Raw genomic sequence first — 26,633 nt, 5'->3', positions numbered from 1 at the left:
GCACCGCCATGCAGCACCCCAAGGCCGTCTGTGGTTATCCGAAGCGGCCCGAGATGTAGTCCTCGGTCGCCTGCACCGACGGGTTGGAGAAGATCCGCTCCGTCTCGTCGATCTCGATGAGCCGGCCGGGCTTGCCCACCGCCGCGAGGTTGAAGAAGGCCGTACGGTCCGAGACGCGTGCCGCCTGCTGCATGTTGTGCGTCACGATGACGATCGTGAAGCGCTCCTTCAGCTCGCCGATCAGGTCCTCGATGGCGAGGGTCGAGATCGGGTCGAGCGCCGAGCACGGCTCGTCCATCAGGAGCACGTCCGGCTCGACCGCGATCGCGCGGGCGATGCACAGGCGCTGCTGCTGGCCGCCGGAGAGGCCGGAGCCCGGCTTGTTCAGGCGGTCCTTGACCTCGTTCCAGAGGTTGGCGCCCTTGAGGGACTTCTCGACGATGTCCGACAGCTGGCTCTTGCGGTACGAGCCGTTCAGCCGCAGTCCCGCCGCGACGTTGTCGAAGATCGACATGGTCGGGAAGGGGTTGGGGCGCTGGAAGACCATGCCGACCGTGCGGCGCACGGTGACGGGGTCGACGCCGGGGCCGTACAGGTTCTCGTCGTCCAGCAGCACCTTGCCCTCGACGCGGCCGCCGGGGGTGACCTCGTGCATGCGGTTCAGGGTGCGCAGGAAGGTGGACTTGCCGCAGCCGGAGGGGCCGATGAAGGCGGTCACGGAGCGGGGCTCCACCGTCATCGAGATGTCCTCGATGGCCTTGTGGGAGCCGTAGTAGGCGGTGAGTCCGCCGATGTCGATGCGCTTGGCCATGTGAATCACTGCTTCTTTCGGGAGGTCGCTGATGGCCGCGTCAGCGACCGGTCTTGGGGGCCTTCCAGCGGGCGATGCCGCGGGCCACCAGGTTGAGGATCATGACGAAGGCGATCAGGACCAGGGCTGCCGCCCAGGCGCGGTCGTAGGACGCGGCCTCGCCGATCTTGTACTGCTCGTAGATGTAGAAGGGCAGCGAGGACTGGGCGCCTTCGAAGGGGTTCGAGTTGATCAGCTGGCTGCCGAAGACCAGCAGGATGATCGGTGCCGTCTCTCCCGCGATGCGGGCGATGGCGAGCATGACGCCGGTGGTGATGCCGCCGATCGCGGTGGGCAGGACCACCTTCAGGATGGTGCGCCACTTGGGGATGCCGAGGGCGAGGGAGGCCTCGCGGAGCTCGTTCGGTACGAGCTTGAGCATCTCCTCGGTGGAGCGGACCACGACGGGGATCATCAGGATGGTCAGGGCCAGCGCGCCCATCAGGCCGGAGGGCTCGATGCTGCCGATCAGCATGATCGACAGGATGAAGAGGCCGGCCACGATGGACGGGATGCCCGTCATGACGTCGACGAAGAAGGTGACGGCCTTGGCGAGCGTGCCCTTGCCGTACTCGACCAGGTAGACGGCGGTCAGCAGTCCCAGCGGTGCCGAGATGACGGTCGCGATCCCGACCTGTTCCAGGGTGCCGATCAGGGCGTGGTAGACACCGCCGCTGGCCTCGGAGCCGAGGACCCCGGCCATCGAGTGGCTGAGGAAGTATCCGTCGAGGCGCTCGGAGCCGCGGCTGATCGTGGTCCAGAGCAGCGAGGCGAGCGGGACGACGGCGACGAGGAAGCACACCCAGACGATGCTGGTGGCGAGGCGGTCCTTGGCCTGGCGCTGGTTCTCGACCACGGTCGTGGCGACGTACGAGATGGCCAGGAACAGCAGGGCGGAGATCAGGCCCCACTGCACGCGGCTGTGCCAGCCGGCCGCCAGGGAGATCCCCACACCGAGGGCGATTCCCAGGGCGGCGAAGCCGAGGGGGGCCCAGCGGGGGAGGCTGCGGCTGCTGAGGCCGTCCTTGCGGGGTTCCGGCGAGGTCTCAGGACGCCGGTCCTGGACGTCGGTGGTGGTGGCGTGGCTCATGCGTTGGCCCCCGAGTACTCCTTGCGGCGGGCGATGATGAGCCGGGCCGCGCCGTTGACCAGCAGGGTGAGGACGAAGAGGACGAGGCCCGAGGCGATCAGGGCGTCACGCCCGAACTCGTCGGCCTCGCCGAACTTGGCCGCGATGTTCTGTGCGAAGGTCCCGCCGCCCGGATTCAGCACGTGCAGCGAGATGAGGAAGCTCGGCGACAGGACCGTGGCGACGGCCATCGTCTCGCCGAGTGCCCGGCCCAGGCCCAGCATCGAGGCGGAGATGATGCCGGAGCGGCCGAAGGGCAGCACCGAGAGGCGGATGACCTCCCAGCGGGTGGCGCCGAGGGCGAGCGCGGCCTCCTCGTTCATCTTCGGGACCTGGAGGAAGACCTCGCGGCTGACGCTGGTCACGATCGGCAGGATCATGATCGCGAGCAGGATGCCGACGGTGAAGAGCGAGCGGGCGACGCCGACCTCGGTCTTCTCGAAGATGTACGTCCAGCCGAAGAACTGGTCGAGCCAGAGGTTCAGGCCCTCCAGGTACGGGACGAGGACGAGGGCGCCCCAGATGCCGTAGACGATGCTGGGCACCGCGGCGAGCAGGTCGATCACGTAGGCGAGGGGGGCGGCCAGCTTGCGCGGCGCGTAGTGCGAGATGAACAGGGCGATGCCGACAGCGATCGGAACCGCGATGAGCATCGCGATGATCGAGCTGACGACCGTGCCGAAGAGCAGGACCGCGATGCCGAAGACCGGCGGGTCACCGGCCGGGTTCCAGTCGAAGGTGGTGAGGAAGTTGCCCTCGTCCTTCGAGATGGCGATGACCGAGCGGTAGCTGAGGAACACGGCGATCGACGCCATGATCACGAGCAGCAGGATGCCTGAGCCCCGGGAGAGGCCGAGGAAGATCTTGTCGCCGGCGCGCCCGGTGGACTTGGGGCGGCCGCGCGTGGCCGGCGGAGCCGGTGGGATGTCGAGCGGTGTCGTGGAAGCCATGGTCTTTCCGGTCTGTGTGGGGGAGCGGCTGGCTCCCCTGGCGGCGGTGCACCGGATGGGTCGGGCGGTGGGGGCCGGTCCGGAGGGGTGCGCCGGACCGGCCCGCCTGTGCGTGCGTGTCGTGCGGTGGCCTGGTTACGAGAGGCCGGCCACGGTCTCGCGGACCTTGGCGTTGATCGCCTCGGGGATCGGGGCGTAGCCGGCGTCGGTGAGGACCTTCTGGCCTTCCGCGGAGGCGGTGTAGGTCAGGAAGGACTTGACCGTGCCGAGGGTGTCGGCCTTGTTGCCGGTGTCGCAGACGACCTCGTAGGTCACCAGGACCAGCGGGTACGCGCCCTCGGCCTTGGTGGTGTAGTCGAGGTCGAGCGCCAGGTCCTTGCCGGTGCCCTTGACCTTGGCGGCGGCGATGGCCTTGGAGGCGTTCTCCGAGGTGGCCTCGACCGGGGCTGCGCCGCCGGTGTTGATGTCGACGGTGGTGATCTCCTGCGACTTCGCGTAGGACAGCTCGAAGTAGCCGATGGAGCCGTCGACGGCCTTCACCTGGCTGGCGATGCCGGAGGAGCCGGACGCGGCCTGGCCACCGGGGGCGGGCCACTTCTTCTCGGCCTCGTACTTCCAGTCGCTCGGGGCCGCGGCGTTCAGGTACTTGCCGAGGTTCTGCGTGGTGCCGGAGTCCTCGGAGCGGTGGAAGGCCTGGATCGGCTTGTCCGGCAGCTTCGCGCCTTCGTTGAGCTTGGCGATCGCCGGGTCGTTCCACTTCTTGATCTTCGTGTCGAAGATCTTGGCGAGGGTGGGGGCGTCCAGCGTGAGCTTGTCGACACCTTCCAGGTGGAAGCCGACCGCGATCGGGCCGCCGACCATCGGGAGGTTGATCCCCTGGCCGGTCTTGCAGATCTTCTTCGACTCGGCGACCTCTTCGGGCTTCAGGGCGGAGTCCGAGCCGGCGAAGCCGACGGTGCCCTGGTTGAAGGCGACGATGCCCTCGCCGGACGAGGAGGAGCTGTAGTTGACCTCGACGCCGGAACAGGCGGCCATGTAGTTCTTGACCCAGAGGTCCATCGCGTTCTTCTGGGCGCTGGACCCGGAAGCGCGCAGCTGGCCCTTGGCGTCGTCGCACTTGATGTTCGACGCCGCGGCGCTGGTCTTGTCGCCGCCCGCGTCGGCGCCGGTGTTGTCGTCCGAACCGCACGCCGTGAGGACCAGGGCGCCGGAGACGGCGAGGGCACCGAGCGCGGTGGCACGAAGCCGGTTCTTGCGCTGAAGCTTCACTTTCGGGGTGTTCCTTCCAGGAGCCGCCGCGGCTGGTGGGGACGAGGCGGCGTGCGACGGGATTGGTGCGTGGCTTGGTGCCGTGCACCTGGTACGTCCGAAATTAGGCAGAACAGGTGAAGCGCCCTACGGGGCAGAGTGAACGGCAGGTGAACCGTGCCGGGCGGGCTGGTTCTGCTGGTAGTGCAGCGGGGCGGAAGTGCCCCGGCAGTCCTCGTGGGGCCGGGGCGGTGGGGCCGCGCGGGCCGTCCGAGGCCGGCCGGGGGTTCCGGGGACCGGGCACCGTCCCGGCCGGGGTGGCGCGGGGACCTGGCAGGTCCCCGCGCGCGGGCGCTCAGTCGCCGGACGGGCCCGGGTCCGTCGGTCCGATGCGCAGGAAGGCGTCGAGCTGGACGCGGTCGCCGGGACGGGACAGCCGGTCGCGGACGGTCCCCGGGGCCAGCCAGGCCAGCCGGTCGACCTCGTCGTTCGGCACGAAGGTGCCCTCGGCGGCCTCCGCCGCCCAGTAGCTGACCTCCTTGGGGCGCCCGTTCGCCGTGTACAGCGCGGTCGGCAGCGGGGCACCCGGCACGCAGTGGTGCCCCGTCTCCTCCAGGACCTCGCGCCGGGCTGCCTCCAGCGGCGTCTCGCCGCGCTTCAGCTTGCCTTTGGGGTACGACCAGTCGTCATAGCGGGGCCGGTGAACGAGGCAGATCTCCAGGCCACCGTCCGGGGAGCGGCGCCAGAGCACGCAGCCCGCGGCCCGCACGGTGCCGCTCATGACGCGGTCACGGCCGCCGCGCGCGGCCAGGTCTCCCGGAACACCCCGCGCGCCGCCTCCACCTCGTGCCGCTGATCGGCGTGCAGCACGCCCAGGGCGTACGCCGTCGCGGGCGCGATGCGGGGAGTGCGCGCCGCCGCCGAGGCGGCAGCCGCGGCCTCTGCCGCGTCCCGGTGCAGTTCCAGCGCGTGCCCCGGCCCGACCAGGGCCGGATCGGGAGAGCCCCGCAGCAGCTCGTGCGCGTACCGGTGCAGCCGGAGCAGCTGACGGGCCTGGTGCCAGAGGGCGTCGTGGGCCTCGTTGTACGGTTCCACCGCCTCGTCGGGCGGCAGCGCGGCCACCGCGTCCAGCATCCGCTGCTCGGCCAGCTCGGCCGGGGCGTGCAGCACCAGGCCGGCTGGCTCCGCGGCGGAGGACGACAGGGGGACCTCCGAGGCGAGCAGCGCGACCGCGTCCGCGACGGCGTGGAAGCGGGAGGAGCCCAGTGCCTGGAGCGCCGCGGAGTGGGCGCGGGTCCTGGCGAGGGTCAGCCGCCGTTCCAGGAGGGCCCCGGCGCGGGCCGCGCCGACGCCGAGCGCGGCCCGCTCCTTGTCGGTCTCGGCCGCGCCCTCCCCCGAGGGCGGCCGGGCCGCCGGGAGCGAGGCCCCGGAGAGCTGGTGCAGCGCGTCCATGAGCCTGCCGAGGCGGGTGGCGTACGCGTGCTCCCGGGCCAGCGTGCCGGAGAGCCAGGCCAGTTCGGCCCGGAGCTGGTCGGCCCAGACGGGTTCGAGCGCGCCACGGAAGGTGTGCAGCGTGCCGCTGATCCGGCGGGCCGCGTGGCGCAGCGCGCGGGCGGCCTCGTCGGCGCGCTGCGTGCCGGCGTCCGCGGGCGCGCTGTGCTCGCGTTGCAGCCGGAGGCCCCGTAGGAAGGAGGCGGCCTGATCGCGCAGGTAGGGCGCGAGGACCTCTTCCGCGGTGAGGGTCGTCGTCTGGTGGTCAGGGCGTCGCACGCCGGCGCCTCCGGGCGTCAATGAGCATCTCTTGTACGTGCCGCAGCGGCTGCCCGTCCGCGTCCGTGGAGTGCCTGGTCCAGTTTCCGTCGGGGCCCAGGTGCCAGGAGGAGGTGGTGTCGGACATCCCTGTCTCCAGGAGCCTGCTGAGGGCGGCGCGATGCGCGGGGTCGGTGACGCGGACCAGTGCTTCGATCCGGCGGTCGAGGTTACGGTGCATCATGTCGGCGCTGCCGAACCACACTTCGGGCTCGCCGCCGTTGCCGAAGGCGAAGACCCGGGAGTGTTCGAGGAAGCGGCCCAGTATCGAGCGGACCCGGACGTTCTCGGAGAGGCCGCTGACACCGGGGCGGATCGCGCAGATCCCGCGTACCCAGATGTCGACGGGCACCCCGGCCTGTCCCGCGCGGTAGCAGGCGTCGATGACCGCTTCGTCGACCATCGAGTTGACCTTGATGCGTACGTAGGCGGAGCGGCCCGCGCGGTGGTGGGTGATCTCCTTGTTGATGCGGGCGATCAGTCCGTCGCGCAGGGACTTCGGGGCGACCAGCAGCCGGCGGTAGGTTTCGCGGCGGGAGTAGCCGGAGAGCCGGTTGAAGAGGTCGGAGAGGTCGGCCCCGACCTGCGGGTCGGCGGTCAGCAGGCCGAGGTCCTCGTAGAGCCGCGCCGTCTTGGGGTGGTAGTTGCCGGTGCCGACGTGGGAGTAGCGGCGCAGCGTGTCGCCCTCCTGGCGGACGACGAGCGACAGCTTGCAGTGCGTCTTGAGGCCGACCAGGCCGTAGACGACGTGGCAGCCGGACTCCTCCAGCTTGCGGGCCCACTTGATGTTGGCCTGCTCGTCGAAGCGGGCCTTGATCTCGACGAGGACGAGGACCTGCTTGCCGGATTCGGCGGCGTCGATCAGGGCGTCCACTATCGGGGAGTCGCCCGAGGTCCGGTACAGGGTCTGCTTGATCGCGAGGACGTCCGGGTCTCCCGCCGCCTGCTCCAGGAACGCCTGGACGGAGGTGGAGAAGGAGTCGTACGGGTGGTGCAGCAGCACGTCGCGTTCGCGCAGGGCGGCGAATATGTCGGGTGCGGAGGCGGACTCGACCTCGGCGAGGTCGCGGTGGGTGCCGGCGATGAACTTGGGGTACTTCAGCTCGGGCCGGTCCAGCGAGGCGATCCCGAACAGCCCGGTGAGGTCGAGCGGTCCCGGCAGCGGGTAGAGCTCGGTCTCGGAGATCTTCAGTTCGCGTACGAGCAGGTCCAGGACGTACGGGTCGATGGACTCCTCGACCTCCAGGCGGACCGGCGGGCCGAAGCGGCGCCGCATGAGCTCCTTCTCCAGGGCCTGGAGCAGGTTCTCCGCGTCGTCCTCCTCGACCTCCAGGTCCTCGTTCCTGGTGACCCGGAACATGTGGTGCGCGAGGACCTCCATGCCCGGGAACAGCTCTTCGAGGTGGGCCGCGATGATGTCCTCTATGGGGACGTAACGCTGCGGGGACGCCTCCAGGAAGCGGGTGAGCAGCGGCGGGACCTTCACACGGGCGAAGTGCCGGTGGCCGCTGACGGGGTTGCGCACGACGACCGCGAGGTTCAGCGAGAGCCCGGAGATGTACGGGAACGGGTGCGCGGGGTCGACGGCGAGCGGGGTCAGCACGGGGAAGACCCGCTGCCGGAAGAAGGTGAACAGGCGGGCCTGTTCCTTCTCGGTCAGGTCGGGCCAGCGGACCAGCTGGATGCCCTCGTCGGACAGGGCCGGGGCGACGTCCTGCTGGTAGCAGGCGGCGTGCCGGGCCATGAGCTCGCGGGAGCGGGTCCAGATCAGGTCCAGGACCTCGCGGGGCTGCAGTCCCGACGCGGACCGGGTGGCGACACCGGTCGCGATACGGCGCTTGAGCCCGGCGACCCGGACCATGAAGAACTCGTCCAGGTTCGAGGCGAAGATGGCGAGGAAGTTAGCCCGTTCGAGTAGCGGGGTGGCGGGGTCCTCGGCGAGTTCCAGAACCCGTTCGTTGAACGCGAGCCAACTGCGCTCCCGGTCCAGGAAACGTCCCTGGGGCAGTTCGTCGCCCTCGGTCCCGGGCTCGTAGGCGTCGGGATCGTTGTCCAGATCAGGGTCCAGATCGGCGGCGGTGGACAGGCCTGCGGGCACGGAGCCCGCGACGGCGTGCGGCCGGTGGGAGGCGAGGGAGCCGACCGACGGCTGGACGGACTGGACCGGGACCTCGGAGCTGGGCTGCTGGCTCATGGACCTATTCTTCCGCGCGTTCGGCTCCTCAGGCGCGTCGGAGCCCGTAAAGATCGCGGAAGAAGCGGAAGTCGGTCCCGGGCCGGGGCCGCTCCCGTTGCGGGGGGTGGGCACAGCTGGCTGCATCCCGTGAGGGTCGCAAGCCCGTCTGAATGGCCGGTAACGACGACATGACGTACAGGAAGCGGTGTGGCTGCGGTGCTGCTGAAGGGCCCCTGGAGGGATCCCCGACCTCACCGTAGGTGAACCCCCTGCCCGGACTCCCCCCGGGGCCCGGACAGGGTTGGTCTCTCAGCCGGTGCGGCGGCGCAGGAGGCGGAAGGCGACGGTGACGGCCACGGCGGCGAGGGCGAGCAGGATGCCGGTCTCGACGAGCTGGAGGGGCCAGAAATGGGAGGCGGGGTGGTAGTCGAGGTAGTGGCCGGTGATGCCGTTGTCCGCGAAGCACCGGGCCCGGGCGCTCTCGGACACGTCGGCGCACACGTCCTGCGACAGCCGCTCGCCGGTGCCGGTCAGGTGGCCCGTCTCCACCCACCAGATGTTCTCGCGTACGTCCAGGCTCGTGCCGGACACGGTGCTCGGGGGCCACAGGTGGGCGCGGAGGCCGGCGAAGGCCACGCCCACGGCGCCGGTGACGAGAACGGACAGGGCAAGTGCGAGGAGCGTGCGGCGGACCAGTATTCCGATGAGGGCTCCGACGCAGAGCGCGAACAGGACATGGCCGGCCAGGACCGTGCCCGTGGTGCTGAATACGCGCATCGCGTGCCACTCGGACGGATAGGGACTCTCCGTGTGGGACCGCGCTTGGTAGAGGCTTGCGGACACTACGCCGGTACCGGCCAGCAGCAGCACGGCCGGTACGGCGAGCCTGGCGGCGAGCCAGCGCGCGGGTGACACCGACTGGGTCCAGGACAGCTTGAAGGTGCCGGTTTCCAGCTCCCGGGCGATCAGCGGCCCGGCGACGAATCCGCTGAGCAGGACCGGCAGGGCCATCAGGGCAAGGGCGACGTCTTCGAAGAGGCGGCGGTACGTGAACATGCTGTCCAGGTAGTTGCTGGCTACCTGCATGCATTCCCGGTTCCCGTCGGCGCCGTCCGTCCGGCACTCGCTCGCCGCGAAGACCTCGGCGACATGGGCCGATCGCAGGGCGAGGGCGATCAGGCCGGCGACCGTGAGCAGGGCGAGTCCGCCCGCGATCCACAGCGTCCACCGGTGCTGGCGCACCACGACCCGGGCGGGGCCGCGCAGCGCGGTGAGGGTGCTCATGCCGCGACCACCTCCTCGCGGGCGCGGGCCCGGGCGCTCGGGGTGAGCAGGGCCGGGGCCTCCGGCGAACGGAGGTGGGCCAGCAGCAGCTCCTCCAGGGAGGGTTCCGTGACGTCCCAGGCGGTGTCGTCCAACGGGCCTTCCTTCCGCACCAGGGCGGTGAGCTGACGGCCCGTCGTGCGCGACTCGACCACGGTGTGCGGGGCGAGGTCACGGACCTGTCCGGTGAGCACGGCGTGCGCCGCCAGGATGTCCTCGCTCTCGCCACCGAGCCGCACCCGGCCGCCCTCGACGAGCAGGAGGTAGTCGCAGGCACCCTCCAGCTCGGTCAGGATGTGCGACGACATCACGATGGTGGTGCCGTGCTCGGCGACCTCGGCCATCAGGACGCCCATCAGCTGATGACGCACGAGCGGGTCGAGGTCGGCCATCGGCTCGTCCAGCAACATCAGTTCGGGCCGCTTGCCCAGCGCGAGCGCCAGGGCGAGCCGCGTGCGCTGGCCGCCTGACAGCGTGCGGACCTTCGCGTCCTGCGGGAGCGGACCGGCGACCCGGTCGGCGGCCGCACGGTCCCAGGTGGCGGGGTTCAGCTCCGCCCCCGCCCACAGGGTGTCGGCCACGGTGAGCTGCGGGTACAAGGGCTTGTCCTGTGCCACGTACGCGATACGCGCACGCGCCTCGGCGGGCGTCGAGCCGAGCACCCGCACGGACCCCTCGGTGGGCCGGAGCAGGCCGGCCGCGAGGGCGAGCAGGGTGGACTTGCCGGCACCGTTCGGCCCGACGAGGGCGCATATCCGTCCTGCGGGCAGGCGGAACGAGCAGTCGCTCAGCGCCCGCCCGCGCCGTCTCCCGTAAGCCATGCCGAGGCCGTTCGCCTCGATCGCGGCACCTGTCATGAGTGCGGGTCCCCCTTGAATGTGCTGTCCAGTACGTCGGTGAAGAGCGCGCTCACGTCGTCCTTATCCAGACCGGCGGCGCGGGCCCTGCGGGTCCACTCGGCGAGCTCGGCACGCAGGGGCGGGTCGGTCGTGACCGCCGCGCTGCCGAGGGTCCGGCGGACGAAGGTGCCCAGGCCCCGGCGGGCCTCGACGAGCCCCTCGCGTTCCAGTTCGCGGTAGGCCTTGAGCACGGTGTTCGGGTTGATCGCCGTGGCCTCGACGACCTCGCGGGCCGTGGGCAGACGGTCGCCCGGCTCCAGGACACCGAGGCGGAGCGCCTGCTTGGTCTGCTGCACGATCTGGAGGTAGGTGGCGACGCCGCTGCGCCGGTCGATACGGAACTCGACCGCTGCGGACTCTGCCATGTGCACCACCCTTTCACTAATTGAGTAGTGAAAGGGTGACCCAAGAAAGGGGCGACGTCAAGTGACGCCGCCCCTCGGGGTGTTGGTGCTGCTCAGGACTCCGTGCGGTACATCAGGTCGACCTCGTGCGTGGCGAAGCCCATCCGCTCGTACACCGACACGGCCGCCAGGTTGTCGGCGTCCACGTAGAGCATGGCCGTCGGCAGGCCCAGGGAGGCCAGGTGGCGCAGCCCGATCGCGGTGAGCGCCTTGCCGAGGCCGCCGCCCTGGGCGTCGGGCCGGATGCCGACGACGTAGACCTCGCCGAGCTGGTCCTCGGCGTGCACCTTCGTCCAGTGGAAGCCGATGATCTCGCCGTCGCGCTCGGCGAGGAAGAAGCCCTTCGGGTCGAACCAGGGCTCGGACTTGCGGTCGTCCAGGTCCCGCTGGGTGAGGGAGCCCTGCTCCGGGTGGTGCGCGAACGCGGCACGGTTGACGGCGAGCCAGGCCGAGTCGTCCTGTCCCGGTACGAAGGTCCGGACGGTGACGCCCGGCGGCAGGGCCGGCTCGGCGACGTCGATGGTGTCCAGGGGGCGGCGGAGCTGCCGCAGTTCGCGGAAGAGGGAGAGGCCGAGCACCTGCGCCAGGTGGCGGGCGGCCGACATGCCTCCGTGCGCCCAGACCCGCAGGCGCTTGCCGGTCGCGGCGAGGAGCGCGGCGCCCAGCGCCCTGCCGTGTCCACGACCGCGGTGGGAGGGGGCCACGACCAGTTCGGCGGCGGGGGCCTCGACGGGGTCGACGTCCTCCAGCTGTGCGTAACCAGCCAGGACGCCGTCGACGCTGAGCAGGAAATGCCGGACACCCTCACGATGACCGCCCCTCAACTGCAGCCGCCCCTGCTCGGAGACGGCCTGCCGGCCGTCGGTCCCGGCGGCCTCGCCGAGAAGGGCGAGGACGGCGTCGGCCTGCTCGGGGGTGAGCGCGTCGAGGGTCTCGATCTCGCGCCCGGGGGAGGGGAGGGGTGCGTCAGTCGTCATGGGTACGAGCGTACGGGGCGGAGGTGGGGCGCCGGGGCAGGCTGTCGCACGGCCGGCGAGGGCGCCGTCCCGCCCGCCCCGTCAGCCGGTACCGGCCCCGCCGTGCAGGACTTCATGAGCGAGGCGGGAGAGGTCGTCCGTCGTGGGCATCAGTTCGCGTACGCCCGGGGGAAGGCCCGCGTACGTGCTCACCGCGAGAGGCTGGTTCTGGGACTGGAGAGCGAATTCGACGGTCGTCGCGTCCTGGCTCTCCGCGATGAGGATGCCGAGCGTCCGGTCGTCCCGCTCCGGGTCGCGCAGGAGGCGGTCCACCGCGGTGACGTAGAAGCTGAGCTGCCCCAGGTGCGAGGGGTGAGCCTTGGTGGTCTTCAGCTCGACCACCACGAAGCGGTGCAGCCTGAAGTGGTAGAAGAGCAGGTCGATGCGGAACTCCGTATCGCCCACGGTGAGGGGGTACTGGCGGCCGACGAAGGCGAACCCGAAGCCGAGCTCGGTGAGGAACTGGATGATCCTGTTCGTCAGCGCGTCCTCGAGCTCGCGCTCGGCGGCGGTGTCCGACAGCTGGGTGAACTCCAGGCGGTACGGGTCCTTGAAGATCTGCTTCGCGGCCTCGGACTGCTCCGGGATGGTGACGTCGAAGTTGTTGGCGGCCGCGCCCTGGGCCAGATGGAGACCGCTGCGGATGTGCGTGGTGAGGCGGTCGCGGGACCAGCCGTGGTGGACGGCGTGCTGGGCGTAGAAGTCCAGCTCGAAGCGGGTCTTGCACTTGTCCATGAGAGTGGTGATGTGGCCCCACGGCAATTGTCCAACAGCCTGTTGGACAATTGGGTCCGGCCACGTCCGGGCCATCTGCTGCATGTAGTGCAGGTTGCTTCGGCTGAACCCCCGCTGGTTCGGAAACTCGGTCCGCAGCTCCGTGGCGATGCGGTCGACGACCTTCGTCCCCCACTTCTCGCCGCCCTGCCTCTCCAGGATCGTCCGGCCGATCTGCCAGTACATCTGGAGCATCTCGGTGTTCACCTTGAGCTGGGCGCGCACGTGCGCGCCCCGCACGATCGATTTGAGATCGTCGAGCATGTCGTGGAAGCCGGGGGGAAGTTCGCCCCGGTGCTGGGCCGGCACCACTGCCTTGCCCGTGAGTTCGTTGTTCACACGTGCATGATTACGTCATGTATGACTGCGGTGACGTTTCTGCCGGCATATGTGCGCCCTACGGGTGATCGGCCCGTTTCCGAGTACGAAGCAACCAGTTCGTAACCCCGGACACCTGTCGCGCTACGCGCGTTGACTCTAGGCTGCCGCACGCAGGATCCAGACACTCACAAGGGGACCGATGTCAGCGACTCCGCAGAAGAACCGTGTGCCCCGGCGGGTGCTCGCCGCCACCGCCGGGCTCGTCACCGTCGGCGCGCTCGTCGCCGCGATGCCGGCCGGCGCCCATGACAAGGGCCACGGCCACCACCCGTCCCGCACCGTCGACGTGCAGCTGCTGTCCTTCAACGACCTGCACGGCAACCTGGAGCCGCCGGCCGGCTCCGCCGGGTCGGTCAGCGAGACGCAGGCCGACGGCACGGTGAAGTCGGTTCCGGCCGGCGGCGTCGAGTACCTCGCCACCTCGCTGCGCACCGCGCGCAAGGGGCACCCGTACTCCGTCACGGCGGCCGGCGGCGACATGGTGGGCGCGAGCCCGCTGCTCTCGGGGCTGTTCCACGACGAGCCCACCATCGAGGCGCTCAACGGGCTCGACCTCGACGTGACGGCCGTGGGCAACCACGAGTTCGACGAGGGGGCCACCGAGCTGGGCCGTCTGCAGAACGGCGGCTGCCACCCGGTCGAGGGCTGCTACGAGAAGGGCAAGAAGTTCAAGGGCGCGGACTTCCCGTACCTCGCGGCCAACGTGACGAGCGAGAAGACCGGCAAGCCGATCCTCAAGCCGTACACGGTCTGGAAGAAGAACGGCGTCAAGATCGGCTTCATCGGGGTGACCCTGGAGGGCACGCCGAACATCGTCACGGCCAACGGCGTCAAGGGCCTGAAGTTCCACGACGAGATCGAGACGGTCAACAAGTACGCCAAGGAGCTGGACCGCCAGGGCGTCAAGTCCATCGTCGCGCTGATCCACGAGGGCGGGGCCCCGGCCTCCTCCTCGTACAACTACGACTGCGACAGCCCGGGCGCCGGTGACGGCATCTCCGGTCCGATCGTCGACATCGCGAAGGGCATCACGCCGAAGGTCGACGCCCTGGTCACGGGCCACACCCACCAGGCGTACGTCTGCACGGTCCCGGACCCCTCCGGCAAGCCGCGCATGGTCACCTCGGCCTCGTCGTTCGGCAAGCTCTACACGGACACGACCCTCACCTACGACCGCCGCACCAAGGACATCGTGCGCACGTCGGTGGAGTCGGCCAACCACATCGTCAGCCGTGACCAGGCCAAGGCCACGGACATGACGGCGCTGATCGCCCGCTGGAACACGCTCGCCGCCCCCATCGCGAACCGGCCGCAGGGCTACATCTCCGCCGACATCAACGGCCGCGGCTCCACGGCCCCCGAGAAGCCGCTCGGCAACCTGATCGCCGACGCCCAGCTGGAGGGTCTGGCCCCCGCGGACAAGGGCGGCGCGGTCGTGGCGTTCATGAACCCGGGCGGTATCCGCTCCGACCTGGTGTTCAAGGCGTCCGGCAGTGAGGGCGACGGGGTGGTGACCTACGGCGAGGCGTTCACGGTCCAGCCGTTCACCAACATGATGAACGTCGTCGACCTGACCGGCGCCCAGCTGGTCGCCGCTCTCCAGCAGCAGGTCAGCGGCTCGAACGAGGCGTCGCCGAAGATCCTCCAGGTCTCGAAGGGCCTCACCTACACGCTGGACATGAACAAGTCGGGCGCCGCACGGGTGGTCGCGGACACGATCCGTCTGAACGGTGAGGCGATCGACCCGGCGAAGTCGTACCGCGTCGCGATGAACGAGTTCCTCGCGGGTGGCGGCGACGGCTTCGCGGCCCTCGGCCAGGGCACGAACAAGCTGGTCGGCGCGTCCGACCTGGACCTGTTCAACGCCTACCTGGCGGCCCACTCGACGGCTTCCGCACCGCTGGCCCCGCCGGCCACGGACCGGATCACGATCGTGCAGTAACGCCGTCACACGGGAGCGTCTCGCTGCTCCCGTCCGGCCCGGAGACCGATGGTCCGCCACGCCACGTGGCGGACCATCGGCTTGTGGTCGACGGGTTCCGGCCACGCGGGCGTCGGTGGCGGGACGACCCTGTTCCGTCATTGAGGTGTGCCCGACATAATTCGAGCCCCCACGGCCCCCGGAGGCACACCCCCATGAGCCCGTACACCGCCACCCGCCGGAGCTTCCTCACCGGCTCGCTCGCAGTCACCGCAGGAGTCCTCCTCGGCGGGACGTCCGCGGCCGCCTCCCGCGCGCTCGGCACCCAGGACTGGATGGGCGGCATAGCCGACTCCACCCCGCTGCGACGCCTCACGATCCCGGGGACGCACAACGCCGGTGCGCGCCACGGCGGCCCCTGGACGGCCTGCCAGAACACGACGGTGGCCCAGCAACTGGACAGCGGCATACGGTTCCTCGACATCCGGTGCCGGATCAGCGGCGACGCGTACGCGATCCACCACGGGGCCTACTACCAGCACCTGAATTTCGACGACGTGCTGGGTGCCTGCCGGGACTTCCTGGCCAGGCACCCTTCGGAGACCGTGCTGATGCGCGTCAAGCAGGAGTACTCCCAGGAGAGCGACGCCGCGTTCCGGCGGATCTTCGACATCTATCTCGACGACAAGGGCTGGCGTCCGCTCCTGCGCCTCGACTCCACCCTTCCGGACCTCGGCGGTGCCCGCGGCAAGGTCGTCGTCCTCGCCGACAACGGCGGCCTGCCCGGGGTCCGGTACGCCGACCCGGCGCTCTTCGACATCCAGGACGACTACATGGCCGAGCCCTTCGGCAAGTACCCGAAGATCGAGGCGCAGTTCCGCAAGGCGGCGCAGCAGCCCGGCAAGTTCTTCATGAACTACGTGAGCACCGCGGCCCTGCTGCCCCCGCGCTCGAACTCGGACCGGCTCAACCCGCAGGTGCACTCGTTCCTCGACGGATCGGAAGCCTCGGGCTGGACCGGCCTCGGGATCGTCCCGCTGGACTTCCCCGCCACCCGGACCGGGCTGGTGGAGTCGCTGATCCGGCACAACCCGGGGTCCTGAGGTCCGCTCACAGCCCCGGCGGCGGCTGAGGTGCCCCCGGCAGCCTGATCGCCGCCACCGTGCCGCCGCCCTCCGCCGGGGTCAGCGCGATCTCGCCGCCCGCCTGCTGGACCGTACGGGCCACGATGGAGAGGCCGAGGCCCGAGCCGGGCAGCTGGCGGGCGGACGGGGAGCGCCAGAAGCGGTCGAAGACGTGCGGGAGCTCTTCGGCGGGGATGCCGGGCCCGTGGTCCCGCACGGTCAGCTCACCACGGTGCAGGACGACCTCGATCGTGCCGCCCGCGGGGCTGAACTTCACCGCGTTGTCGAGCACGTTGACGACCGCCCGCTCCAGTGCGGCGGGTTCGGCGCGTACGTACCAGGGGGCCAGCTCGGCGGTGATGGTCAGCTCCGGGCCGCGCAGCCTGGCGCGCTGCAGCGCGGTCCGGGTGATGTCGTGCAGCGCGACGACCTGGAGGGGACCGGGCTGGGCGGCGTCGGGGCGGGAGAGCTCCTGGAGGTCGCCGATCAGGGCGGCCAGCTCGGTCATCTGGGCCTTGACCGAGGACATCAGGGCCTTGCGGTCCTCGGGCGGGATGGCACGGCCCGTGTCGTCGCTGCGGGCGAGCAGCTCGATGTTCGTACGGAGCGAGGTGAGCGGGGTGCGCAGCTCGTGGCCGGCATCGGCGATGAGCTGCGACTGACGGTCGCGGGACGTGGCCAGTGAGCTGGTCATGGCGTTGAACGAGCGCGAGAGCCGGGCGATCTCGTCCTCGCCCTCCGCGGGGATCCGGACGGTCAGGTCCTCGGTCTCGGCCACGTGCTCGACGGCGCGCGCGAGGTCGTCGACGGGGCGCAGGCCGGTACGGGCGATCCACAGACCGGCCGCGCCGGCGCCGACGACGCCGATGCCCGCGACGAGGACGAGGACCCACGCGAGGGTGGAGAGCGGTTCGGTGACCTCGCTCATGGGGCGGGCGATGGAGACCGCGAGGTTTCCGGTGTCCGATCCTGGGCCCCGGACATCCAGCTGGGAGGTGTAGACCCGCATGTCCTCGCCGCCCTCGGCCGTCACCGAGTGCAGGGCGTAGGTCCGCTGCCGCTTGGCCACCTCCAGGTCCTCGTCGCCGACCGGCAGTTTCGACGTTCCCGGGGCGATGCAGACCGTGCCCTGGGAGTCGATGAGCTGGACCGTCACACCGGTGAAGGGCCGGGGTGGCAGCGAGTTGCCGCCGTTGCAGTACGTGTACAGGTTCGCCAGGTAGGGCTGGTCCACCTTCGAGCCGCGCAGCGACTCGTCCAGCTGGTGCTCCAGCTGCTCCCGGGTCACGAACCAGCAGGCCGCCGCCACCGCCGCCACCGCCGCCGCCACCGCGGCGGCGACCAGCAGGGCGAGCCGGGAGCGGAGCGGGAGGGCGCGGAGCCGGCGGGGGAGGCCGGTCACCCGTCACCTCCGCCGGAGCGCAGGGCGTACCCGACACCTCGCACGGTGTGCACGAGGCGCGGCTCGCCGCCCGCCTCCGTCTTGCGGCGCAGGTACATCACGTACACGTCCAGGGAGTTGGAGCTGGGTTCGAAGTCGAAGCCCCAGACGGCCTTGAGGATCTGCTCACGGGTCAGCACCTGGCGGGGGTGGGCCAGGAACATCTCCAGGAGGGTGAACTCGGTGCGGGTGAGTTCCACCCGGCGTGCCCCGCGGGTGACCTCCCGGGTGTTCAGGTCCATGCGGAGGTCGGCGAAGGAAAGGACGTCGTCGTCGGGGACGTCCCCGCCCTGTGCGGCCGCGTAGGAGCTGCGGCGCAGCAGCGCGCGGATACGGGCGAAGAGCTCGTCCAGCTCGAAGGGCTTGACCAGGTAGTCGTCGGCACCGGCGTCGAGGCCGGTGACCCGGTCCCCGACCGTGTCGCGGGCGGTGAGCATCAGGATGGGCGTGGTCGACCCCGTGGACCGGATGCGCCGGGCGGCGGTCAGGCCGTCCATGCGGGGCATCTGGATGTCCAGGACGATCAGGTCGGGTGCGTACGACTCGGCCTTGGCGAGGGCGTCGTAGCCGTCCACGGCCACCTCCGTCCCGTACCCCTCGAAGGCGAGACTGCGCTGCAGGGCCTCGCGCACGGCGGGCTCGTCGTCGACGATCAGGACACGCTGCGGATCGTCTTCGGCGGGGCTCATCGCTTCTTCGTCCTCTTCCTTCGTGCCGGGTGGTGGGGCTCGGTCCTCAGCCTCGCACGGCCGCCGCACGACGTCGCGCGGCACGTCGCCCGCGGCCGTTGCCGCCGCGGATCTCGGGCGGGCGGGGAGCGGAGGCGGCGGGGGCCGCGGCGGCCAGTTCGGCGGCCAGGGCGAGGGGGAGGGCCAGGGCGGACGGGCCGGCGGCCACGCTCGCGGTGTCGGGGTTCATGGAGACCTCCTGGTCAGGAGCCGTTGCCGGCGCGCAGGGTGTCCAGGTCGGCCTTGACGGTGTTGACGGGGATGGCGAAGCCGAGTCCCACGCTGCCCGCTGCCGAGCTGCCCGAGGTGCTGGCAGAACTGGGTGAGTACATGGCGGAGTTGATGCCGATGATCTCGCCGTTCATGTTGATCAGCGCGCCGCCGGAGTTGCCTGGGTTGAGGGAGGCGTCGGTCTGCAGGGCCTTGTACGTCGTCTTGGACGAACCGGTGTCACCGTTGAACTGCTGACCGCCGAACTCGAACGGCCAGTTCTGGCCGCCCTGTTGCTGCTGCTGGCCCTGGCTCTGGTCCTCGTCCTTGGCGACCGTGACGTCGCGGTCCAGGGCGGAGACGATGCCGCTGGTGACCGTGCCGGTGAGTCCTTCGGGCGAGCCGATGGCCACGACCTGGTCGCCGACCTTCACCGAGGAGGAGTCGCCGAGCGAGGCCGTCTTCAGCCCGCTCGCACCCTGGAGCTTGATGAGCGCCAGGTCCTTGTCGGCGTCGGTGCCGACGACGTCGGCGGTGTACGTCTTCCCGGTGCTGAGGGCCACCTCGATCTTGGAGGCGCCGGAGATGACGTGGTTGTTGGTGACGATCTCGCCGTCGGCCGTGATGACGACACCCGAGCCGGTGGCCTCGCCGGACGAGGACGTCGCGCTGATCTCGACGATGGCCGGCGACACGGCCGCGGCCACGCCGGAGACGGTGCCGGCGCTGCTCTGCGAGACGGTGGTGCCGCTGACGACGCCGCTGGAGCCGGAGCTGCCGCCCGCGAGCTCCCCGATGAGGGTGGCGGTGCCGCCTCCGACCGCCGCGGCGGCGATCGCCACGGCCGCGAGCAGGGCCAACGGCCGCTTGACCCGGCGCTCGGGCTTGGGGGTGTCCGCGGCCGGGAGGGGCTGGGGTGCCGGCCAGGCGTAGGCACCGGCGGGCACCTCGGTGGTCTGCCGCTCGGGCTCGTAGGAGGGCGGCGGCGGGTAGGCCGCCGCGCCACCACCGTAGGAGCCGCCGCCGTACGAGCCGGTGCCGTACGCGTTGCTGTCGCGCGATCCGTTGTCGTGCGATCCGTTGTCGTGGGAGGGGGACATCGGGTACTCGCCGCTCGGGCGGTGGCTGTCGGTCATGTCTACGAGAGTGGCCAGCGAACATGAGAGCAGCCTGAGTACGTCCTGAGAAGCCCGGCAGAACCGTGTATGCCCGATATAAGGACGCGCCCCGCTACAGCGTGGTCACGGTCGGTTCCCCGCAGCCGCACGACCGGCGCACCACCAGCGCGGACGGGAACTGCTTCAGCCGCTCCCGCCGCGAGCCCGAGACCCGCAGCGAGTCGTCGAGGACGAGGTCCACGGCTGCCCGTGCCATCGCCGGACGGTCCGAGAAGACCGTCGTCAGCGGCGGGTCGGTCAGCCCGGCCTCCTTCACGTCGTCGAAGCCGGCGACCGCGAGCTCGCCCGGCACGTCGATCCGCAGCTCGCGCGCGGCCCGCAGCACCCCGATGGCCTGGTCGTCCGTGGCGCAGAAGATCGCCGGGGGCCTGTCGGGCCCGGAGAGCAGCTTCAGGGCCACCTGGTAGGCGTCGTAACGGTTGTAGGGGGCGTGGAACAGCCGGTCCTCCGTCGGCAGCCCGGCCTCCTGCATCGCCCTGCGCCAGCCCTCGATGTGGTCGGCGACGGGGTCGCCGACCACCGGGGTCGACTCCATGCCGCCGAGACACGCCACATAGGCGTTGCCGTGCTCCAGGAGGTGGCGGGTGGCGAGCTGGGCGCCGCCGATGTCGTCCGTGACGACCGCGACGTCGTCGATCGCCTCGGGGCGTTCGTGGAGCAGGACGACGCGCGCGTCCCATGCCTCTATCTCGGCGGCCGCCCGCTCGCTGGGGCCCTGGCTGACCAGGATCAGCCCGGAGACCCGCATGCCGAGGAAGGCCCGCAGGTAGTGGACCTCGCGCTCGTCGCGGTAGTCGGAGTTGCCGACGAGCACCATCTTCCCGCGCTCGGCGGCGGCCTGTTCGACCGCGTGCGCCATCTCGGCGAAGAACGGCTGCCGGGCGTCCGGCACGATCATCCCTATGAGGTCGGTGCGCCGCGAGGCCATCGCCTGGGCGACCCGGTCGGGCCGGTAGCCCAGCTCCTTGATCGCGGCGAGCACCCGCTCGCGCGTGGCCGGGGCGACCGGCCTGGGTCCGTTGTTGATGACGTAGCTGACGACCGCTGTCGAGGTCCCCGCCAGTCTCGCCACATCGTCCCGCGTCACCTTGGCCACGCGCGGCAGTCTACGCGGATCGACCTACCGCTTGGCAGGCCGCACAGGGGCTTCTTCCGGGACCTCGATGTCCGCCGACTGCTCCGAACGGGTGACAAGATCGTCCGTGGGCTTCGACGCCGCCCTGGCCTTGGCCTCCTCGGCCGCCCGGTCCACCTTCTCGGGGGTGACGAAGCGGTAGCCGACGTTGCGCACGGTGCCGATCAGCGACTCGTGCTCGGGTCCCAGCTTGGCGCGCAGCCGCCGTACGTGGACGTCCACCGTGCGGGTGCCGCCGAAGTAGTCGTAGCCCCAGACCTCCTGGAGCAGCTGGGCGCGGGTGAAGACCCGGCCGGGGTGCTGCGCGAGGTACTTGAGCAGCTCGAACTCCTTGAAGGTCAGGTCGAGGACCCGGCCCTTGAGCTTCGCGCTGTACGTCGCCTCGTCGACCGAGAGGTCGCCGTTGCGGATCTCCATGGGGGAGTCGTCCGTGGTGATCTGCTGGCGGCCGGTGGCCAGCCGCAGCCGGGCCTCGACCTCCGCGGGGCCCGCGGTGTCCAGTAGGACGTCGTCGATGCCCCAGTCGGCGGTGACGGCCGCGAGGCCGCCCTCCGTCACGACGAGGATCAGCGGACAGCCGGGTCCGGTGGACCGCAGCAGCTGACAGAGCGAGCGCACCTGGGGAAGGTCCCGGCGCCCGTCGATGAGAATGACGTCGGCACCCGGGGTGTCGACGAGAGCGGGTCCCTCGGCGGGGGCGACCCGCACGCTGTGCAGCAGAAGGCCGAGGGCGGGGAGCACCTCCGTCGACGGTTGAAGGGCATTCGTCAGAAGCAGCAGTGAACTCATCGCCGCCCACCTGCCTGGGTCGTCGGTCGATCGTGCACGTTCAGCTCGCCCATTACGTCGGTCCTCCTCGTTCCCTGCGAGAGGGGCACTCCCGGGTCGGACCCGGGGGAGTATGCGGCAGTGCTTCGTACTCCCGTACGGCCGTCACCTGCGACGGCCGTCATACGGTTTTTACTGTGCGGCCCCGCGCCCGGGGACCGCTGAGCTTGTCGAAACGTCGCCGTAACAACGCTCGGAAAGCACAAAAGGACCCGGGGGCTGCTTTGCCCGGATCCTCTTCGCAGCAGAATAGCCCACATGAGTTCTGTGTCCGAGGGTGGTTTCCCGAGTTCTTCTGTTCCCTCGATCACGCCGGTGCCCCGGCGCACCACGTTGCTGACCGGTGACGGGGTCCGTATCGAGGCGGTGTACACCCCGTGTACGGCGGGTTCCGGGGGCGCCGGAGGCGGTGCCCCGGAAGGGCCCGCCGTGGTCCTCGCACACGGTTTCACCGGCTCCGCGGACCGGCCGGCGCTGCTCCGGGCGGCCGCGGTGTTCGCCCAGCGTGCGGCCGTGATCACGTTCTCCTTTCGGGGGCACGGAAGGTCCGGCGGACGGTCGACGGTGGGCGATCGCGAGGTGCTGGATCTCGCGGCCGCGGTCGCCTGGGCACGGTCGCTGGGGCACCGCCGAATCGTTACGGTCGGTTTCTCGATGGGCGGTTCTGTCGTGCTCCGGCACGCCGCTCTGTATACGGCGCCGGAATCCGGAGAATCCGCCGAGGAGGAATTCGGCCCGGGGGCGACCGAACGGGTGGGGCCGCGCACGGGGGCGCACACGGCGCACAAGAGGCGTGCAGAAGCGCAGCCATTCATCGGGGCGGCCCACACGGATGCGGTCGTCGCCGTGAGCGCTCCGGCTCGCTGGTACTACCGAGGCACGGCGCCCATGCGTCGCCTGCACTGGGTGGTCACGCGGCCCGCGGGCCGGCTCGTCGGCCGCTACGGCTTCCGGACCCGCATCCATCAGCAGGACTGGGACCCCGTGCCGCTCTCGCCGGTGGAGGCGGTCCCGCTGATCGGTGTGCCTCTGCTGATCGTGCACGGCGACCGGGACCCGTACTTCCCCGTCGACCATCCCCGGATGCTGGCCGGAGCCGCGGGTGACGGGGCCGAGCTCTGGCTGGAACACGGCATGGGCCACGCGGAGAACGCCGCGGACGAGGCACTGCTGACCCGCATCGCGGACTGGACGGAGTCGGCGTGATCCATGATGGACAGCCGACGTACGACGAAAGGGGTGCCGCCATGGCAGCGGGCACGATCCGCTACTGGGCCGCGGCCAAGGCCGCCGCAGGGACCGCGGAGGAGCCGTACACGGCGAACACACTCGCCGAGGCTCTCGACGGGGTGCGCGAGCGGCACCCCGGTGAACTGACGCGCGTACTGCGCCGATGCTCGTTCCTGATCGACGGGAATCCTGTGGGGACCCGCGGTCATGAGACCGTACGGCTTGCCGAGGGCGGCACGGTCGAGGTGCTCCCGCCGTTCGCAGGAGGGTGAACCGCAGACCATGAGCGACAACGATCAGCAGTATCCGTACGACCCGGGACACGGGCAGCAGCGCCAGGGACAGGAGCCGTACGACCCGGCGGCGTACGGGCAGCAGCCGTACGACCCGTACGGGCAGCCGCAGAGCCCGCAGCCGTACGACCCGGCGTACGGACAGCCGCAGAGCCCGCAGCCGTACGACCCGGCCTACGGACAACCGCAGAACGGGCTGCAGCCGACGTACGGGCAGCAGCAGCCGTCCTACCCGCAGCCGCAGCAACAGCAGCAGCCGTACTCGCAGCAGCAACAGCAGCCGTACCCGCAGCAGCAGGAGCAGCAGCCGTACGGTCGGCAGCCCGCCGTCCACCCGGAGCAGGGCGCGTTCCGGACCCAGCCCGCCGACCAGGGCGTTGCCCAGACGTGGCAGGGGCAGACCTGGGACACCACGTACCAGCCGACGATCCAGCCGCAGCACCCCGACGCGCCCGCCGGGCAGGGCGGCCACCCGCTGCCGCCCGAGGCCCCGGCGCGGCAACCGCAGTACGTCCCGGCCGCCCCGCCCGCCCAGGCGGCTCCGGCGGCCGCTCCGGGGGCTGGTTCCGACGACTCCGGGTACAGCGCGCCGACCACTCTGGGCAACAGCCGGATCACCGACGCCCAGCGGGCCCGCGCCGAAGGGCGTTCGCCGATCATCGCGCCGGGGATGCAGCCCGCCGCGATCACGGCGGGCCTCGGCCTGCTCCTCGCCCTCGCCGCGGCGATCGGGGCCTACGCCCTGCTCGTGCCCCTGGTCCTGCTCCAGGCCGTGACGGCCGCGGGCTGGTTCCGGCTCAACGGCATGTGGCCGGCCCGGCAGGGCATCGCGCTCGCCTTCGCCGGCGGTGTGGCGGCCGATGCGGTGCTGCTCGCCGCGGGCCGGGACAACGCCCCGGCGGCCATCCTCGGCACGCTCGGTGGCTGGGTGCTGCTCACCATCGTCCTGCAGCTGCGCAGCCATGCCGGTGCCGACGAGCGGATGTACGGCCTGACGGCCACCGTCGCGTCGGCGGCGCTGGCCGTGCTGGCGGCCGGGCACCTGGCGGCGGTACCGGACGCGGTGACGGTGGGCGGTGTCGCGGTCGCCGTGGGCGTGCTGGTCAGGGCCCTGCCACTGCCCGGAGCGGTCTCGGTGGTGGTGGCGCTGCTCGCCTCGGCGGGAGCGGGCCTGGCCGCCGGGGTGTTCACGGACTTCGGGGCCCGGTCGGCGTTCCTCGGGTTCGCGGCGGGTGGCTGCGCGCTGATCGGTCTGCGGGTCGCGAGCTACGACTACCCGTCCCGGTTCGTGCACATGACCGCGGGGGTGGCGCTGCCGCTCACGGCCGCGGCTCCCGCCGTCTATCTGATCGGCCGTGCGATCGCCTGACGTTCCCGGACGTTTCCGGCGTCCCCGCACTTCGAGGCCCGGCCGGGGAACCGGCCGGGCCTCGTGTTCGTCGATCACTCAGGGCACGCCGCACCGCGGCAGTAGGCTCAGGTGCACCAGAGGTCCGGCCGGTCCGAGTGGGGGAACAACAGGCATGCGAGCACTGCGAATACTGCTGATCCTGGCCGTGGTGCTGGGCGGTGTCTTCGTCGCCGTGGACCGCGCCGCCCTGTACTTCGCCGAGTCGGAGGCAGAGGGGCGGATCGCTTTCGGTGACGCCGAGGCCGGTTCGACCGATGTCTCGATCAAGGGCTTCCCCTTCCTGACCCAGGTCGCGGCCTCGGAGTTCGACCGGGTGGACGTCACGGTCAAGGACATCCGCGCGAACGCTGCCGGGCGGGAGATACGCATCAGCGAGATCCAGGCCGAGCTGAGCCGGGTCACGCTGGGTGCCGGCTACACCAGCGCCACCGCCTCCCGGGCCTCCGGGACGGCCGTCATCCCGTACGCGGCCCTGACCGAGGCCGCCGACGACGGTGTCACCGTCGCCTACGGCGGCGACGGCAAGGTCAAGGTCACCGGCTCGGTGGAGATCCCCCTGCTGGGCCGCACGCTCACGCGCAGCGTGCTCTCCACGGTCACCCTGGTCGACGGCGACACCGTCAGGGTGCGCGCCGACGAGGTGCCGGGCGAGGGCATCCCGGGCCTCGAGGGCCTGGTCAGGAAGAAGACCGACTTCGAACGCGGGATCGGCGGGCTGCCCGAAGGCCTGGAACTGCAGAAGATCGAGGTGGCTCCGGGCGGGCTGGAGATCTCGGTGACCGGATCGGACGTCCGGCTCGCGGGCTGACGCCGCTGCGCCGGACGGCCGCGGACCGCGCCCGGAGCGGGTGCGGCGGGGACCGTCCGGCGGTGAACCGGACGCACGATCCAGATGATGAGACGGGCTCGTCCGTTCCCTAGCCGGCCGTCGGGCACCGACTGCCGGAATCCGTGCCTCCGAGGCCCTGGACCACTCCCTCGTCTCGCATATCGGACGATCGCGTCTCATCATCCGACACGACGGTGACATCTCCGCCCGTACCTCCCTACGATCGGACGCATGAAGCGACAGGCGGACCTCACGAAGCGGCGGGCAGTAGACCTGTGCCGCGTCGCCGCCATGCTCTGTCGCACCTTCTGAGCGGGACCTCTCCCGTTTCCCGCCGGCCCTTCGACGACGTCAGGGCCGAATCCGTGCCCGCCGTGCGCGTTCCGCTGCCAGCGCCCGCGCGTACACCCGGCACCCAGCACTCCGCACCACCCCGCCGCAGACTGCCCCGGAGGAGAAACACATGAGCCGCGCAGACGTCCTGGTCGACGCCGACTGGGTCGAGGCCCACATCGACGACCCGCAGGTCGCCATCGTCGAGGTCGACGAGGACACCTCGGCGTACGAGAAGAACCACATCAAGAACGCGATCCGGATCGACTGGACCAAGGACCTCCAGGACCCGGTCCGCCGTGACTTCGTCGACCAGGCCGGCTTCGAGAAGCTCCTGTCCGAGAAGGGCATCGGCAACGACACGCTGGTCGTCCTCTACGGCGGCAACAACAACTGGTTCGCCTCGTACGCCTACTGGTACTTCAAGCTGTACGGCCACGAGAACGTCAAGCTGCTCGACGGCGGCCGCAAGAAGTGGGAGCTCGACTCCCGCGACCTGACCGACGCCGTCCCGGCGCGCCCGGCCACCGAGTACAAGGCCAAGGCCCAGGACGAGTCGATCCGCGCCTACCGCGACGACGTCGTGAAGGCCATCGGCAGCCAGAACCTCGTCGACGTGCGTTCGCCCGACGAGTTCAGCGGCAAGCTGCTCGCCCCGGCGCACCTCCCGCAGGAGCAGTCGCAGCGCCCCGGCCACGTGCCGAGCGCCCGCAACATCCCGTGGTCGAAGAACGCCAACGACGACGGCACCTTCAAGTCGGACGACGAGCTCAAGGCCCTCTACGAGGACGAGCAGGTGGACCTGTCGAAGGACACCATCGCGTACTGCCGCATCGGTGAGCGCTCGGCCCTCACCTGGTTCGTGCTGCACGAGCTCCTCGGCCAGGAGAACGTCAAGAACTACGACGGTTCCTGGACCGAGTACGGCTCCCTGGTGGGCGTTCCGATCGAGCTCGGCGCCAACAAGTAATTCCGCAGGATCCGATCAGCAGGACCCCGACCAGAAGGACAGA

Annotated in this window: 26 protein-coding genes; 8 read left to right on the top strand and 18 right to left on the bottom strand. The window is 70.8% G+C overall.

Annotated features, from left to right (window positions below; all coding sequences use genetic code 11):
- Window positions 1-34: 34 nt before the first annotated feature.
- The 12 genes from pstB to IA22_RS0117000 form a co-directional block, all read right to left on the bottom strand.
- Window positions 35-811, bottom strand: a complete 777-nt coding sequence (pstB, locus tag IA22_RS0117055) for a phosphate ABC transporter ATP-binding protein PstB (RefSeq protein WP_014154963.1) — start codon at window positions 809-811, stop codon at window positions 35-37.
- Window positions 812-851: 40 nt separating this feature from the next.
- The gene (pstA, locus tag IA22_RS0117050) at window positions 852-1,940 is read right to left on the bottom strand and encodes a phosphate ABC transporter permease PstA (RefSeq protein WP_014154962.1); all 1,089 of its coding nucleotides are present in this window, start codon (window positions 1,938-1,940) and stop codon (window positions 852-854) included.
- The gene (pstC, locus tag IA22_RS0117045) at window positions 1,937-2,929 is read right to left on the bottom strand and encodes a phosphate ABC transporter permease subunit PstC (protein WP_015578122.1); all 993 of its coding nucleotides are present in this window, start codon (window positions 2,927-2,929) and stop codon (window positions 1,937-1,939) included. Before pstC ends, pstA begins: the two co-directional genes overlap by 4 nt.
- 135 nt (window positions 2,930-3,064) lie before the next feature.
- A complete protein-coding gene (gene pstS / locus IA22_RS0117040; protein WP_014154960.1) occupies window positions 3,065-4,198 on the bottom strand; it encodes a phosphate ABC transporter substrate-binding protein PstS in 1,134 nt (377 codons plus the stop codon).
- Between the two features lie 334 nt (window positions 4,199-4,532).
- Entirely contained in the window at window positions 4,533-4,958 is a 426-nt protein-coding gene (locus IA22_RS0117035; protein WP_033248189.1) for an NUDIX hydrolase, read from the bottom strand.
- Window positions 4,955-5,947, bottom strand: a complete 993-nt coding sequence (locus IA22_RS0117030) for a CHAD domain-containing protein (protein ID WP_030124063.1) — start codon at window positions 5,945-5,947, stop codon at window positions 4,955-4,957. Before IA22_RS0117030 ends, IA22_RS0117035 begins: the two co-directional genes overlap by 4 nt.
- The gene (locus tag IA22_RS0117025; RefSeq protein WP_014154957.1) at window positions 5,934-8,180 is read right to left on the bottom strand and encodes an RNA degradosome polyphosphate kinase; all 2,247 of its coding nucleotides are present in this window, start codon (window positions 8,178-8,180) and stop codon (window positions 5,934-5,936) included. The genes IA22_RS0117030 and IA22_RS0117025 overlap by 14 nt, the downstream gene beginning before the upstream one ends.
- Window positions 8,181-8,471: 291 nt before the next feature.
- On the bottom strand, window positions 8,472-9,446 hold the full coding sequence (locus IA22_RS0117020; protein WP_030124062.1) for a hypothetical protein: 975 nt from the start codon (window positions 9,444-9,446) through the stop codon (window positions 8,472-8,474).
- The gene (locus IA22_RS0117015; protein ID WP_472959867.1) at window positions 9,443-10,306 is read right to left on the bottom strand and encodes an ABC transporter ATP-binding protein; all 864 of its coding nucleotides are present in this window, start codon (window positions 10,304-10,306) and stop codon (window positions 9,443-9,445) included. Before IA22_RS0117015 ends, IA22_RS0117020 begins: the two co-directional genes overlap by 4 nt.
- 32 nt (window positions 10,307-10,338) lie before the next feature.
- Window positions 10,339-10,749: a GntR family transcriptional regulator gene (locus tag IA22_RS0117010; protein ID WP_014154954.1), complete on the bottom strand. Its 411-nt coding sequence runs from the start codon at window positions 10,747-10,749 to the stop codon at window positions 10,339-10,341.
- A gap of 92 nt (window positions 10,750-10,841) precedes the next feature.
- A complete protein-coding gene (mshD, locus tag IA22_RS0117005; RefSeq protein ID WP_030124060.1) occupies window positions 10,842-11,765 on the bottom strand; it encodes a mycothiol synthase in 924 nt (307 codons plus the stop codon).
- An 81-nt stretch (window positions 11,766-11,846) separates the two neighbouring features.
- Window positions 11,847-12,917 carry a PDDEXK nuclease domain-containing protein gene (locus IA22_RS0117000; RefSeq protein WP_030124059.1) on the bottom strand — a complete coding sequence of 357 codons (1,071 nt, stop codon included), beginning with the start codon at window positions 12,915-12,917 and terminating at the stop codon, window positions 11,847-11,849.
- A 181-nt stretch (window positions 12,918-13,098) separates the two neighbouring features.
- Between IA22_RS0117000 and IA22_RS0116995 the strand changes: the two genes are divergently transcribed.
- Window positions 13,099-14,901 (top strand): bifunctional metallophosphatase/5'-nucleotidase, encoded by a 1,803-nt coding sequence (locus tag IA22_RS0116995; protein WP_030124058.1) that lies wholly within the window; start codon window positions 13,099-13,101, stop codon window positions 14,899-14,901.
- Window positions 14,902-15,095: 194 nt separating this feature from the next.
- Window positions 15,096-15,983, top strand: coding sequence for a phosphatidylinositol-specific phospholipase C domain-containing protein (locus tag IA22_RS0116990; protein ID WP_030124057.1), 888 nt, complete (start codon window positions 15,096-15,098; stop codon window positions 15,981-15,983).
- A 7-nt stretch (window positions 15,984-15,990) separates the two neighbouring features.
- Here the strand turns inward: IA22_RS0116990 and IA22_RS0116985 are convergent, their stop codons facing one another.
- The 6 genes from IA22_RS0116985 to IA22_RS0116960 form a co-directional block, all read right to left on the bottom strand.
- Window positions 15,991-17,406, bottom strand: a complete 1,416-nt coding sequence (locus tag IA22_RS0116985) for a sensor histidine kinase (protein WP_030124056.1) — start codon at window positions 17,404-17,406, stop codon at window positions 15,991-15,993.
- A complete protein-coding gene (locus IA22_RS0116980) occupies window positions 17,403-18,134 on the bottom strand; it encodes a response regulator transcription factor (RefSeq protein WP_014154948.1) in 732 nt (243 codons plus the stop codon). The genes IA22_RS0116985 and IA22_RS0116980 overlap by 4 nt, the downstream gene beginning before the upstream one ends.
- Window positions 18,135-18,180: 46 nt before the next feature.
- Window positions 18,181-18,363 (bottom strand): hypothetical protein, encoded by a 183-nt coding sequence (locus IA22_RS0116975; protein ID WP_014154947.1) that lies wholly within the window; start codon window positions 18,361-18,363, stop codon window positions 18,181-18,183.
- 13 nt (window positions 18,364-18,376) lie between these two features.
- Entirely contained in the window at window positions 18,377-19,519 is a 1,143-nt protein-coding gene (locus tag IA22_RS0116970; RefSeq protein ID WP_030124055.1) for a S1C family serine protease, read from the bottom strand.
- Window positions 19,520-19,613: 94 nt separating this feature from the next.
- Window positions 19,614-20,657: a LacI family DNA-binding transcriptional regulator gene (locus tag IA22_RS0116965; RefSeq protein WP_014154945.1), complete on the bottom strand. Its 1,044-nt coding sequence runs from the start codon at window positions 20,655-20,657 to the stop codon at window positions 19,614-19,616.
- Window positions 20,658-20,681: 24 nt separating this feature from the next.
- Complete coding sequence (locus IA22_RS0116960) at window positions 20,682-21,485, bottom strand: response regulator transcription factor (RefSeq protein WP_030124054.1); 804 nt, start codon at window positions 21,483-21,485, stop codon at window positions 20,682-20,684.
- A 297-nt stretch (window positions 21,486-21,782) separates the two neighbouring features.
- Here IA22_RS0116960 and IA22_RS0116955 point away from each other — a divergent pair, with 297 nt between their 5' ends.
- From IA22_RS0116955 to IA22_RS0116935, 6 genes are all read left to right on the top strand, one after another.
- Entirely contained in the window at window positions 21,783-22,730 is a 948-nt protein-coding gene (locus IA22_RS0116955) for an alpha/beta hydrolase (protein ID WP_030124053.1), read from the top strand.
- Window positions 22,731-22,771: 41 nt separating this feature from the next.
- Window positions 22,772-23,026: a MoaD/ThiS family protein gene (locus IA22_RS0116950; RefSeq protein ID WP_014154942.1), complete on the top strand. Its 255-nt coding sequence runs from the start codon at window positions 22,772-22,774 to the stop codon at window positions 23,024-23,026.
- 10 nt (window positions 23,027-23,036) lie between these two features.
- On the top strand, window positions 23,037-24,416 hold the full coding sequence (locus IA22_RS0116945; protein ID WP_030124052.1) for a hypothetical protein: 1,380 nt from the start codon (window positions 23,037-23,039) through the stop codon (window positions 24,414-24,416).
- Between the two features lie 154 nt (window positions 24,417-24,570).
- Entirely contained in the window at window positions 24,571-25,266 is a 696-nt protein-coding gene (locus IA22_RS0116940) for an LmeA family phospholipid-binding protein (RefSeq protein WP_030124051.1), read from the top strand.
- Window positions 25,267-25,518: 252 nt separating this feature from the next.
- Complete coding sequence (locus IA22_RS38245; protein ID WP_350310325.1) at window positions 25,519-25,599, top strand: putative leader peptide; 81 nt, start codon at window positions 25,519-25,521, stop codon at window positions 25,597-25,599.
- 151 nt (window positions 25,600-25,750) lie between these two features.
- Window positions 25,751-26,590 carry a sulfurtransferase gene (locus tag IA22_RS0116935; protein ID WP_014154939.1) on the top strand — a complete coding sequence of 280 codons (840 nt, stop codon included), beginning with the start codon at window positions 25,751-25,753 and terminating at the stop codon, window positions 26,588-26,590.
- Window positions 26,591-26,633: the final 43 nt, after the last annotated feature.

The sequence above is a fragment of the Kitasatospora papulosa genome, assembly GCF_000717245.1.
GTDB lineage: Bacteria > Actinomycetota > Actinomycetes > Streptomycetales > Streptomycetaceae > Streptomyces > Streptomyces papulosus.
This window is presented reverse-complemented; position numbering and strand designations above follow the sequence as displayed.